The organism is Aeromonas sp. S2(2024) (assembly GCF_041402505.1).
GTDB lineage: Bacteria > Pseudomonadota > Gammaproteobacteria > Enterobacterales > Aeromonadaceae > Aeromonas > Aeromonas media.
In genome coordinates, this window is the sequence record NZ_JBGLRL010000010.1 from 17,115 (window position 1) to 29,758 (window position 12,644).

Genomic DNA, 12,644 nt, shown 5'->3' on the forward strand with positions numbered 1-12,644 from the left:
TTGTCTCTCTCTATCGAGGCGTTGCGCCGTCGCTTATCTGCCTGCATGAATCTCGATGCCCGTCGCCTTTCCAGTCGCCTGCACGGGGTCAAGAAGCTGCCCGAGGCCAAACAGGCCGCCATGCTGGAGACCATCGCCGCTGATTTGGATGCTGCGCAGGCGCGCTACCAGTCACGTCTGGCGGGCGTGCCTAAGGTGACCTATCCAGGCAATTTACCGGTCAGCCAGAAGCAGGCGGAGATCGCCCGCGCCATCAGCGAGCACCAGGTGGTGATCATCGCCGGGGAAACCGGCTCGGGCAAGACCACCCAGATCCCCAAGATTTGTCTCTCGCTCGGGCGCGGGGTCAAGGGCTACATCGGCCACACCCAGCCGCGGCGTCTGGCGGCCCGCACCGTGGCGGCCCGTATCGCGGAAGAGATGGAGTCCGAGCTCGGCCACTACGTGGGCTACAAGGTACGCTTTACCGATCAGGTGAGCGAGCAGACCCACATCAAGCTGATGACAGACGGTATCCTGCTGGCCGAGATCCAGCACGACCGCATGCTCACCCAGTACGACACCATCATCATCGATGAGGCCCACGAGCGCAGCCTCAACATCGACTTCATCCTGGGCTACTTGAAGCAATTGCTGCCAAAGCGCCCCGATCTCAAGGTGATCATCACCTCGGCCACCATCGACCCGCAGCGCTTCTCCCGCCATTTTAACCAGGCGCCCATCATAGAAGTCTCAGGGCGCACCTACCCGGTGGAGGTGCGCTATCGCCCGCTGTTTGCTGATAAAAAGAGCGGTGACAAGAGCGCAGACAAGAATGAGGCGCTGGAGGAGCGCGACGAGCTGCAGGGCATCTTCGATGCGGTGGAGGAGCTGGCCCAAGAGGGGCTGGGGGACATCCTTATCTTCATGAACGGCGAGCGGGAGATCCGCGACACCGCCGATGCCCTGCGCAAACTCAACCTGCGCGACACCGAGGTGTTGCCGCTCTATGCCCGCCTCTCCAACGCCGAGCAGAACAAGGTGTTCCAGCAACACGCCGGTCGGCGCATCGTGCTCGCCACCAACGTGGCGGAGACCTCGCTGACGGTGCCGGGCATTCGTTACGTCATCGATCCGGGTACCGCTCGCATCAGCCGCTACTCTTGGCGTACCAAGGTGCAGCGCCTGCCCATTGAGCCGGTTTCCCAGGCCAGCGCCAACCAGCGTAAAGGGCGTTGCGGTCGGGTGGCGGACGGTATCTGTATCCGCCTCTACTCCGAGGAGGATTTCAACAACCGTCCGGCCTTTACCGACCCCGAGATCCTGCGCACCAACCTGGCCTCCGTCATCTTGCAGATGCTGGCGCTCGGCCTTGGCAACATGGAGGCCTTCCCCTTCGTCGAGCCACCGGAGTCGCGTCATATCAAGGATGGTTTGACTCTCTTGAAAGAGCTGGAGGCGGTCAGAGAGCTGCCCGGTACCCGCGAGCAAGAACCCAAGCTGCAGCTGACCGAAACCGGTCGTCAGCTCTCGCGTATTCCCCTTGATCCACGTCTGGCGAAGATGGTGATCACGGCGGCGCAAACCGGCTGTCTGAGCGAGGTGATGGTGATCACCGCGGGCCTCAGCATCCAGGATCCCCGCGAGCGGCCCATGGAGAAGAAACAGGCCGCCGACGAGCAGCACAGGCGCTTCGAGGACAAGGATTCCGACTTCCTCGCCTTCGTCAATCTGTGGAATTACCTGAAAGAGCAGCAGGATCTGCTGGGCAGCAACCCGTTCCGCCGCATGTGCCAGAAGGAGTTTCTCTCCTACCTGAGGGTGCGCGAGTGGCAGGATATCCACTTCCAGCTGCGCCAGACGGTGAAAGAGCTGGGCTTCAAGGCCAACCATGAACCGGCGGATTTCAAGACGGTGCACTGCGCATTGCTGACCGGCCTCTTGAGCCATATCGGCAACAAGGATCTGGAAAAGCCCGAATTCCTTGGTGCCCGCAACGGCCGCTTCCACCTGTTCCCGGCCTCGGGTCTGTTCAAGAAGCCGCCCAAGTGGGTGATGGCCGCAGAGCTGGTGGAGACCTCCCGCCTCTACGCCCGCATCAACGCCAAGATTGAGCCCGAATGGGTAGAGCCGCTGGCGGCACACCTCATCAAGCTCCACCACAGCGATCCCCACTGGTCGAAGAAAAACGGCGCCGTCATGGCCAAGGAGAAGGTGACGCTTTACGGCCTGACCCTGGTCAATGAGCGCACCATCAACTTCAGCCGTATCGATCCGGCCCAGTGCCGCGAGCTCTTCATTCGCCGCGCCCTGGTGGAAGGGGACTTCGAAACCCGCCACCGCTTCTTTGGCGAGAACCGCAAGCTCCTGGCCGAGGTGGAGGCGCTGGAGCACAAATCCCGTCGTCGCGACATCCTGGTGGATGACGAAGATCTGTTCCGCTTCTACGACGCCCGTTTGCCGGAGGACGTCATCTCCGCCCGCCACTTCGACAAGTGGTGGAAGGAAGCGCAAAAGCAGGATCCCGAGCGGCTGAACTTTGAGAAAGAGATGCTGATGAAGGGGGATGCCGCCCACATCAGTGATCTCGACTACCCCAACTTCTGGCAGCAGGGGCGCCTCAAGCTCAAGCTGACCTACCAGTTCGAGCCGGGGGAGGCTGCGGACGGTGTGACGCTGCATATCCCGCTGCCGCTCTTGAACCAGGTGGAGGTGAAAGGGTTCGAATGGCTGATCCCCGGGCTGCGTCATGAGCTGCTGGTCGCCCTCATCAAGTCGATGCCAAAGCCGATGCGCAAGAACTTCGTGCCGGCGCCGAACTACGCCGATGCGCTGCTCGCCACCCTCAATCCCGAGCAGGGCCCGCTGCTGGACGAGATGGAACGCCAGTTGCGCCGCATGACCGGTGTCACCGTACCCCGCGAAGCCTGGGACTGGAATGCGGTGCCCGATCACCTGAAACTCACCTTCCGGGTGGTGGACGATAGGCATAAGCCTATCGCCGAGGGCAAGGATCTCGAGGCCTTGAAAGAGTCGCTGCGCGGCAAGGTGCAGGAGACCCTCTCCCAGGTGGCGGACGACGATATCGAGCAGTCCGGTCTCACCCTGTGGAGCTTTGGTGAACTGCCTCAGGAGTACAGCCAGAAGCGCAGCGGCTTCGAGGTGAAGGCCTATCCGACCCTGGTGGATCAGAAAGATTCAGTCGCCATCCAGCTGGTGGAGAGCCCGGTGGCCCAGCAGCAGCTTATGTGGGCGGGCCAGCGCCGGCTGGTGCTGCTCAACGTGCCATCCCCCATCAAGTATCTGCAGGAGAAGCTGCCGAACAAGGCCAAGCTCGGGCTCTACTTCAACCCCTTCGGCAAGGTGGCCGAGCTGATTGATGACTGTATCGCCTGTGGCTGTGACAAGCTGATCGAGCAGCACGGCGGCCTGGCCTGGGATGAGGCCGGGTTTGAGTCGCTCAAGGAGTTCGTGCGCGCCGAGCTCAACGATGCGGTGGTGGAGGTGGCCAAGCAGGTGGAGGCCGTGCTGACCCTCTCCCACGAGATCAAAAAGCGGCTCAAGGGCAAGATGCAGCTCGACACCGCCTTTGCCATGTCGGACATCCAGCAGCAGTTGGGCAACCTCATTCACAAAGGATTTGTCACCGAGACCGGCTGGCAGCGACTGCCTGACTTGCTGCGCTACCTGCGTGCCATCGAGCGGCGCCTCGAGAAACTGGCCATCGATCCCAACCGGGACCGGGTCCATATGCTCAAGGTGCAGAGCGTGGAGAGCGACTACAAGGCGCTGCTCGCCAAGATCCCCAAATCCCAGCCGATCCCGCCGGAGGTGGCCAATATCCGCTGGATGATAGAGGAGCTGCGGGTCTCCTTCTTCGCCCAGCAGTTGGGGACACCCTACCCCATCTCGGATAAACGGGTGCAGAGCGCCATAGCCCAGTGCTAAGCTGCTATGTGTCTGTTTTCTGAGCCATAGTGTGACGAAGAGCGTGGCGAAGAGTGTGGCGATAAGAGCCAGGGAAACGCAGGAAGGGAGGCCATCACATGCTGGGGATCTGGTTGGGGGTTGCGCTGGTCAACATCAGCGGCTATCAGCCCATTGCGGAGCAAACCTGGGTGCAGCTCAATCCGGAGTACTATCCGGTGCACAGGGCCGTGCCGCCCATCTTCGCCGCCTGGCGGGGCAATCAGTTCCCGCCGCTGGAGCAGAAAAAAAAGAACGGTCGCTGGCAGATCCTGTTTCCTGCCCGTCTGGTGCCCCCCTTCGATCTGTTCGAAGGGGAGGCCCAGCTCTCCAAGGCCTATCTGGTCAGGCTCAAGCGCATCGATGAGATGGCCTATGGCATGGCCCCGCATTCATCCGTGTTGCCCGTCACCACCGCCTCTCTCTCCTCTCAGGAACTGGGGGTGGCACCCTTCATCGCCGAGTTCTCCTTGCCGGGGACGAGTGCGGAGAGGGGACGAATGCTGGAGGCTGAGCCGCTGCTGGCCAACCTGATGGGGCGGGCGGCGCCTATCCCTCAGAGAACCGCCGCTCAGATCGGGGCTGTTCAGATCGCTGCCCTCGGCCAGGGAGCCGAAGGGACCACTCTGACTCTATCTACGACAGCGGCGGAAGGGGCATCGCGAGTCTGCCACCAGGTCGCGGCGGGGGAGACGCTCTGGCGCATCGCCAGCCAGCTCCAGGCGCAGGTGGGCAGCGGGTCTGATACCTACAGCTATCTGCTGGCGCTGGTGGAGGAGAATCGCCCCGGGATGGGCAAGGGGATAAGGGTACAAACAGGCCAGCGTCTCTATTGCCCCAATGCCGAGACCCTGGCTCGGTTCGACGCCATGAGCCCGGCCCAGCGTCAGCAGCAATTTGCCCGTCTGGAGCAGCAGCGCTGAGCCGCGTTCGGATAAGATCTGGTGCCGCGGCAGGGAGGTATGGATGGCGAGTCGCTCGTACCTTGTATCCACCCCAGGCCCATGCTAGTATTCGCGCTCGTTTTGCGAGGTGCTGACCGGTCGCAGTCAACACCATATATTCATCTTAAAAGAGATAACCACTATGTCTTTCGTATTCCAAGCTGAAGTCCGTTCTGACCTGGGGAAAGGTGCGAGCCGCCGCCTGCGTCATGCTGACCAAGTTCCTGCCATCGTTTACGGTGCAGGTAAAGAAGCCGTGTCCGTTACCCTGGACCACAAAAAGCTGATCCTGGCCCAAGAGAAGCCGGAGTTCTACTCCTCCGAGCTGACCCTGGTCATCAACGGCGAAGAAGTAAAAGTAAACGTCAAGGCGATCCAACGTCACCCGGTACGTTACAAGCTGGTTCACCTGGATTTCGTTCGCGTCTAATCGGCAACGAACTTTCCTGTAAAGAGGCCACCCAATCGGGTGGCCTCTTTGTTTTACGGTATTTTTGTCGGGAAAATAAAATACTCGAACAGCACTATTGGTCTTTACTTGCAGGCATGATTGACAGCAGGACACGTGTTGTGGTGCTCTGATGTCCACAAGGTATTCATTCAAGGCCATTTTCTGGGGTGATGTTGACCGTTATGAAGGGAATCGTACGGGCATATTTCCTGCTGTTTTCACCTATTCTGCTGTTGGTCCTGGCGGGGGGGTATCTGCTGGGCAATGCACTGATTGAGCGCGAGCTCTACCGCGTTCGCAGCGATGAGAGCACCTTCCTGGCGCTCGCCAGCGGCCGTCTTGACGACGAGCTGGCGGTGCCGCTGCGCCATGTGCGCAGCATATCGGAAGAACCCATCCTGCTCGAGGCGGCGAGTCGCAATGACCGTGACACCATGGCAGTCCAGTTCACCATCCTGATGAACCGTAATCCCGACTATGCCCAGGTGCGTTGGCTGGCCCCGGATGGAATGGAGCGGGTACGCATCGATCGTCAGGGCCAGCGCCTGCTGCGTGTGGCGGACGAGCAGTTGCAGAACAAGGTGGAGCGTTATTATTTTCGCGACGCCATGGCGTTGCCCTGGGAGCGAGTCTACGTCTCTCCGCTCGATCTCAACGTTGAACACGGGGTGATCGATCGCCCCTTCAACCCCATGATCCGCATTGCCAAGCGCCTTCGCCTTGGGGGACATGATCTTGGTTTGCTGCTCATCAACGTGCAGGCTGCTCGTATGCTCAAGGCGTTCGCCAACAGCAGCGGCAAGGCGACGGATCACACCATGCTGTTCAACCAGGACGGTTATTGGCTGCGTAGCCCGGACCCATCTCAGGAGTGGGGTTTCATGCTCGACCGCCCGGAACTCACCCTGAAGCACGCTTCTCCCCAGGCCTGGCATGCGTTCTGGGGCGCTCCGAGTGGCCAGATGGAGTCTGCCGATGGGCTGTGGAGCTGGACCACCCTATACCCGGCACAGAATCACGATCAGCTGATCTGGAAAGCCGCTTCTCTGGTACCGCGCAGCGAGCTGCTGGCCATTCGCACTCACATCTGGGGGAGTATCTCGGTCACCTGCGCCATGCTGCTGTTGCTGTTCGGTGCCGGCGTGGCCGCGCTGGTACGCAGCCGGCGTCGGGAACAACTGGCGCAGCAGGAGGCGGCCAGGCTGGCGCAGGTCAAAGGGGATTTCATTGCCAACATGAGCCACGAGATCCGTACCCCCATGAACGCCATCATGGGGCTGACCTACCTGCTCGAGCAGGGAGGGCTCGACGATGGTCAGCATGCTCTGGTACGCAAGATCCACCAGGCCGGACAGGCGCTGCTCGGGATCATCAACGACATCCTCGATTTTTCCAAGATTGAGTCGGGCCGGCTCGAGCTTGAGCGGGTGCCATTCAGCATGGAAGAGGTGCTCGATCACGTGGCGGCCATCATGTCTACCTGCGTTGGCGAGAAGCACCTCGAACTGGTGGTGAGCAGTGCCCCCGAGCAGGTTTCCCATCTGATTGGGGATGCCCTGCGCCTCGAGCAGGTGTTGCTCAACCTGACCGGCAATGCCATCAAGTTTACCGAGCGCGGGGAGGTGGAGGTCAAGGTCGAGCTGGAAGCCGAGCAAGATGGCATGGCCACCTTGCTGTTTCGGGTGCGCGACACCGGGATCGGCATTCCGCCCGAGCAGCAGGCCAATATTTTCAATGCCTTCTCCCAGGCAGACTCCTCCACCAGCCGCCGTTTCGGGGGAACCGGGCTTGGCCTGACCATCAGTCGTCGCCTGGTGAACCTGATGGGGGGAGAGATCGGCGTCACCAGTGAACTGGGCAAGGGGAGCGAGTTCTGGTTCCGCGTCCGGCTGGAGCAGGTGGAACGGCCCGAGGCCTTGAACGAGCGTCTGCAACACATCTCGCTGCTCATCGCCGACGACAATCAGGTAACCCGCGATGCCCTGTCGATGACGGTGGGTTCCCTCGGCTGGCAGTCACGGGTAGTGGAATCCGGTGAGCAGGCGCTGCACCACCTGCTGCGCCAGGGTGAGCGCTTCGACGTGATCCTGCTCGACTGGATCATGCCGGGCATGGACGGGCTCGAAACCTGCCTGGCTATTCGCCGTGCCTTCGAGCGGCAGGAGCGTTCACCCATCATCATCATGGCGACCGCCTATTCCCAGGACGAACTGATGCACCGTCCCGGCTCGGAGCAGGTGGATCTGGTGCTGCACAAACCGGTCACCGGTTCCAGCCTCTACAACGCGGTGGCACGCCTCATTCACGAGAAGCGCGATCACGTGGAGCCGCTGGAGAGTGGCCAGCGCCGTCTGCGGCTGCCGGGCGTACATGTACTGCTGGTCGATGACAGCGACATCAACCTGGAGGTGGCGGCCCGCTTGCTGCAACGGGAGGGGGCTGAGGTGATCACCGCCATCGACGGAGAGCGGGCCCTGGCTTGCCTCGCCGATCCGGCGCGGCGCATCGATCTGGTGCTCATGGACGTACAGATGCCGGTGATGGATGGCTACGAGGCGACCCGTCGCCTGCGCCAACTGCCGGGACGGGAGGAGACGCCCGTGCTGGCTCTCACCGCCGGGGTGTTCAAGGATCAGCGCGAGGCGGCGCTGGCCAGTGGCATGAACGACTTCATCGCCAAGCCGCTCGATGTGGAGCAGCTCATCGCGACCTTGTTGCGCTATCTCCCGGACAGCGTCCTGCCGCTCGCCGTGAGCGACGAGCCCCTCGTCCAGGAGCCGGTGGCCGGCATCGATATCGATACCGGACTTCGCAACTGGGGCGAAGCCTCGGTCTATCTCAAGTACCTGCGCCGTTTTCGCGATGACTACATGACGGTCGGCACCGTGTTGCCTGACTATATCGCCCAGCACGAGACCGATGCGGCCGCGAGCCTGACACACAAGATAAAGGGGGTGGCGGGCAGCCTGTCGCTCACCGATGTGGCGCGCGTCAGCGCCGAGCTGAACGAGGCCATCGAGCAGGGAGGCGACACCAGTCAGCTCATCGCTCCCTTCCTCGAGGCGCTGGAGCGGGCGCAACAGTCCATCGATACCTATGCCGGGCGCGAGCCGGGCGCAGTCAGCTCCCCGCAGGCCCAGGGGGAGGCGCGGGAGGCGTGCTTGCACGCCCTGCATCAGGCTCTGGTGAGTGAGGATCTGGATCTGATTGAGCCGGCGCTGAGTCAGGCCAAGAGTTACCTGCCTTGCGAGCTGGTAAGCGAAATAAGTGCGGCTCTGGAGCTGTTCGATATCCCGTTCGCCACCCGCAAGCTGGAGGATTATCTGGAGGAGCGTGAGGAACCTGCACCATGAATCGACCGCGAGTGCTGATCATCGACGACGAGCCGAGTAACCTTGGGCTGCTGCGGCAAATCCTCAAGGAAGAGTACAACCTCTTCTTTGCCAAGGGGGGGGAGGAAGGGCTGGCCGCCGTGGGGCGCCACGAGCCAGCCCTGATCCTGCTTGACGTGCGTATGCCCGACATGGACGGCTACGAGGTGTGCCGCCGGCTCAAGGCCGATCCGGCGTATGCCGGGATCCCGGTGCTCTTTATCACGGCGAGCGACAACGCAGACAGCGAGAGTCAGGGCTTCGAGGCGGGCGGGGTGGATTATATCTACAAGCCGGTCTGCCCGAGCACGGTGCGCGCCCGGGTACGCAACCACCTCTCCCTGGTGCGTCTCGATCAGCTCGAGCGCAGCTACCGTACCGCCATCGTGATGTTGAGCGAGGCGGGTCACTACAACGACACCGACACCGGTGTGCATATCTGGCGCATGGCCGCCTATGCCCGTGCCCTGGCCGATGCGGTTGGCTGGAGCCCGGAGCAGTCGGACCTGCTGGAGCTGGCGGCCCCCATGCATGACATGGGCAAGATAGGGATCCCCGATCACATCCTCAAAAAGCCCGGCCCCCTCACCGAAGAGGAGTGGGCCATCATGCGCACCCATCCGCGTATCGGTTACGAAATCTTGAAACGCTCCGACGGGCTTATCTTCCGCATGGCGGCGGAGATTGCCCTGCATCACCACGAGAAGTGGGATGGCTCGGGTTACCCCGCAGGAGAAACCGGCGAAGGGATCCCCGAGGCGTCGCGGATCGTGGCCATCGCCGATGTGTTTGACGCCCTGAGCGTGCGTCGCCCCTACAAGGACCCCTGGCCTCTGGAGCAGGTGCTGGCGACGATGCGTGACGGTGCTGGTCAGCACTTCGATCCCCGACTGCTCGCACGTTTTCTCGAGATCATGCCGGAGATCTTGCGCCTCAAGACTCAGTGGGACACCCGCGAGGCGCGGGGGGATTACCAGATAGGTTGCGTCAGGTAGGGATTGCTGACCCGCTCGCGACCCAAGGTGGAGCTGGGGCCATGGCCCGGCACGAAGACGATGTCATCCCCAAGGGGCAGCAGGGTCTCGGTGATCGAGCGGATCAGGGTGGCATGATCCCCGCGGGGGAAATCGGTGCGGCCTATGCTGCCGGCAAAGAGCACGTCTCCCACCCAGGCGAGTCGCTCGGCTTGACTGAGCAGCACTATGTGCCCCGGGGTGTGGCCGGGGCAGAAATAGACCTCCAGCTCGCACTGGCCCAACTGCACCTTGTCACCTTGCTCAAGCCAGTGATCCGGTGTGAACGCGGGGGTATGGGCGAAGCCGAACATCTGGCTCTGCTGGGGCAGCATGTCGAGCCAGAAGGCATCCTCCTTGTGGGGCCCCGTGATGGCCACCCCGGTTTTCTCCCGCAGCTCGGCCGCCGCCCCCACGTGATCCAGATGCCCGTGGGTCAGCAGAATATGGGTCAGGGTCAGCCCCCGCCTGGCGATGGCCGCCAGCAGCTTCTGTGCCTCGCCACCCGGGTCGATGAGGGCGGCTTGGTTGGTCTCGTCACACCAGATGAGGGAGCAGTTCTGGGCAAACTGGGTGACCGGGATCACCTCGAACTTCAACATGTGGGACTCTCCTGATGGGTTTGACGGGCGTGCTGTTCGGCGAAGAAGGCGAGGCAGGCCTGTTTGTCACCACGAAACTGGATCCGCTCGCGCTTGTTGTTCAGTTGATAGAGGTACATGGGGTCATAGTAGCGGGTCAGCAGCAGGCGGATCCAGGCGAGGTGCAGTGTGGTATCGCCTGTGCTGGCCTGCTCATTGAGTGCTGCCTGCATCAGCTCATCCAGCTCCCGGTGGTCCTTGTCACCGAGGCGACGCTTGAGGCGGGCCAGGGCATCGGTCAGGTAACCGGCAAACTGTGGCCAACCCGCCTCGCTGCCGTACATTTCCAGATAGCGTTGCCAGAGATCCTGCACGTAATCCACCCGGATCTGCTCGGCCCGTTCCTCCTGAGGCACCTCTACCACCACCAGGGGAGCCTGACACATGGCCTCATAGAGGTTCAGCGGCAGGGCGCAGCGACCGATGAGGCGGCTCTCGTCTTCGACCACGAAGGCATGTTCGCCATTGTGACGGCGCTTGAGCAGCTCGATGGCCAGCCGGTTCTCGAAGTTGATGTTGCTGGGCTGTCCCCCCGGCAACTGGCCAAAGGAGGATCCCCTGTGATGGGCGTGCCCTTCCAGATCCACCGACTGGGCAATCTTCGCCAGCATGTGGGTCTTGCCGGAGCCGGTCATGCCGGTCAGCACACTCCAGTGACACTGGGCGCTGGCGCTCTCCTGGGTATCGATGAGAAAGCGGCGCAGCTCCTTGTAGCCGCCGGCCACCCGCGGGCGGATGACACCTTCATCAGCCAGCCACTGCTGCACTGTCTGCGAGCGCAGGCCACCGCGAAAACAGTAGAGCAGGGCATCGGGCTGCTGGCGCAACTGCGCCAGCCATCCTTCAATACGGGCGGTGCGCACAGCGCCCCCCACCAGTTTGTGGCCGAGCTCGATGGCCGCCGCCTGACCTTGCTGCTTGTAACAGGTACCCACCTGGGCGCGTTCGTCATCCGTCATCAGCGGCAGGCTGACGGCGTTGGGGAAGGCCCCTTCCTTGAATTCGACGGGGGCGCGCAGATCGATGAGGGGCACGTCTTCCAGGAAGATGCGCGCCAGGTTCGTTTCGAGCGGCAGTTCACTCATCGTGCATCCCCCTGACAGGTCAGAACCGTCGGGGCGACAAACCGCAGTGCACTCATTGGATGACCTCGATAAAGCGCGCGCCATCCAGTGGCTGCAAGCGGCCAATGGGGGAGAGGGCCAGCCCGGCCTGCTCGGCAATGGCGAGGAATTCGGCCTCGGTTTCCTGACCGACGGCCACCAGCAGGCCGCCGCTGGTCTGCGGATCGCACAGTATGTTGCGGGTGCGATCACTCATGGCATCGAGCTTGTGACCATAGGAGTCGTGGTTGCGCAGGGTGCCGCCCGGCACACAGCCCTCGCTCAGGTAGTGATCCACCTCGTCTAGCAATGGCAGCGCCTTGAAATCCAGGCGAGCGCACACCCCTGAGCCTTCGCACATCTCCAGCAGGTGGCCCGCCAGCCCGAAACCGGTCACGTCCGTCATGGCATGCACGCCGGGCAGCTCGGCAAAGCGCTGGCCAATCTTGTTGAGGGTGCACATGGCATTCGGGGCCAGCTGCTCGTGTTCGGGCTTGAGCTTGCCCTTCTTCTGGGCCGTGGTGAGGATGCCGATGCCAAGCGGCTTGGTCAGATAGAGTGTGTCTCCCACCTTGGCGGTGTCGTTCTGCTTGATGGCATCCAGCGGCACGATACCGGTCACCGCGAGGCCGAAGATGGGCTCGGGGGCATCGATGCTGTGGCCACCGGCGAGCGAGATACCGGCCTCATGACACACCTGGCGACCACCGTCGATCACCTGCTGGGCCACTTCCGGCGCCAGCGTATTGATGGGCCAGCCGAGGATGGCGATGGCGACGATGGGCTTGCCACCCATGGCGTAGATATCGCTGATGGCGTTGGTGGCGGCGATGCGGCCAAAGGTGAAGGGGTCATCGACGATGGGCATGAAGAAGTCGGTGGTGGAGACGATGCCCTGACCGTTGCCGATGTCCACCACGGCGGCGTCATCCTTGCTGCTGTTGCCGACGATCAGGGTCGGGTCGTCAAAGCCCGGGATCTGGCTCTTCAAAATGGTGTCGAGCACCTTGGGGGAGATTTTGCAGCCGCAGCCAGCGCCGTGGCTGTACTGGGTCAGACGAATGGAAGACATGCTTACCCCTCTTGGTTCAAACTCATGTCGGCGCGCGTGACGCGATAAGGGTGCGACCCCTGTGAGGGTCCACCAGAGACGGGTGATCCGGATGGGCGGCGGGC

General features: G+C 62.3%; 8 protein-coding genes. 5 read left to right on the plus strand and 3 right to left on the minus strand.

Going from position 1 to position 12,644, the window contains the following annotated elements:
• The 5 genes from hrpA to ACB039_RS12025 all read left to right on the plus strand — a co-directional run bounded on the left by hrpA (position 1) and on the right by ACB039_RS12025 (position 9,706).
• Entirely contained in the window at positions 1 to 3,927 is a 3,927-nt protein-coding gene (gene hrpA / locus ACB039_RS12005; protein WP_371165751.1) for an ATP-dependent RNA helicase HrpA, read from the plus strand.
• Between the two features lie 98 nt (positions 3,928 to 4,025).
• The gene (locus tag ACB039_RS12010; protein WP_371165752.1) at positions 4,026 to 4,868 is read left to right on the plus strand and encodes a hypothetical protein; all 843 of its coding nucleotides are present in this window, start codon (positions 4,026 to 4,028) and stop codon (positions 4,866 to 4,868) included.
• Positions 4,869 to 5,031: 163 nt separating this feature from the next.
• Positions 5,032 to 5,319, plus strand: coding sequence for a 50S ribosomal protein L25 (rplY, locus tag ACB039_RS12015; RefSeq protein ID WP_041205748.1), 288 nt, complete (start codon positions 5,032 to 5,034; stop codon positions 5,317 to 5,319).
• A gap of 203 nt (positions 5,320 to 5,522) precedes the next feature.
• The gene (locus ACB039_RS12020) at positions 5,523 to 8,693 is read left to right on the plus strand and encodes a response regulator (protein WP_371165753.1); all 3,171 of its coding nucleotides are present in this window, start codon (positions 5,523 to 5,525) and stop codon (positions 8,691 to 8,693) included.
• Positions 8,690 to 9,706, plus strand: a complete 1,017-nt coding sequence (locus ACB039_RS12025) for an HD domain-containing phosphohydrolase (RefSeq protein ID WP_042650066.1) — start codon at positions 8,690 to 8,692, stop codon at positions 9,704 to 9,706. Before ACB039_RS12020 ends, ACB039_RS12025 begins: the two co-directional genes overlap by 4 nt.
• On the opposite strand, the gene ACB039_RS12030 is transcribed toward ACB039_RS12025, so the two are convergent.
• The 3 genes from ACB039_RS12030 to selD are packed head-to-tail and all read right to left on the minus strand — an operon-like array spanning position 9,682 to position 12,540.
• Positions 9,682 to 10,326, minus strand: a complete 645-nt coding sequence (locus tag ACB039_RS12030; RefSeq protein WP_182788767.1) for an MBL fold metallo-hydrolase — start codon at positions 10,324 to 10,326, stop codon at positions 9,682 to 9,684. The genes ACB039_RS12025 and ACB039_RS12030 overlap by 25 nt on opposite strands.
• On the minus strand, positions 10,320 to 11,450 hold the full coding sequence (mnmH, locus tag ACB039_RS12035) for a tRNA 2-selenouridine(34) synthase MnmH (RefSeq protein ID WP_371165754.1): 1,131 nt from the start codon (positions 11,448 to 11,450) through the stop codon (positions 10,320 to 10,322). The genes ACB039_RS12030 and mnmH overlap by 7 nt, the downstream gene beginning before the upstream one ends.
• 52 nt (positions 11,451 to 11,502) lie before the next feature.
• Complete coding sequence (gene selD / locus ACB039_RS12040) at positions 11,503 to 12,540, minus strand: selenide, water dikinase SelD (RefSeq protein ID WP_371165755.1); 1,038 nt, start codon at positions 12,538 to 12,540, stop codon at positions 11,503 to 11,505.
• Between the last annotated feature and the right edge of the window lie 104 nt (positions 12,541 to 12,644).

Coding starts and splice junctions, on each gene's coding strand:
- mnmH (WP_371165754.1), bottom strand. CDS start 11,450: ATGAGTGAACTGCCGCTCGAAACGAACCTGGCGCGCATCTTCCTGGAA.
- ACB039_RS12030 (WP_182788767.1), bottom strand. CDS start 10,326: ATGTTGAAGTTCGAGGTGATCCCGGTCACCCAGTTTGCCCAGAACTGC.
- rplY (WP_041205748.1), top strand. CDS start 5,032: ATGTCTTTCGTATTCCAAGCTGAAGTCCGTTCTGACCTGGGGAAAGGT.
- selD (WP_371165755.1), bottom strand. CDS start 12,540: ATGTCTTCCATTCGTCTGACCCAGTACAGCCACGGCGCTGGCTGCGGC.
- ACB039_RS12025 (WP_042650066.1), top strand. CDS start 8,690: ATGAATCGACCGCGAGTGCTGATCATCGACGACGAGCCGAGTAACCTT.
- ACB039_RS12010 (WP_371165752.1), top strand. CDS start 4,026: ATGCTGGGGATCTGGTTGGGGGTTGCGCTGGTCAACATCAGCGGCTAT.
- ACB039_RS12020 (WP_371165753.1), top strand. CDS start 5,523: ATGAAGGGAATCGTACGGGCATATTTCCTGCTGTTTTCACCTATTCTG.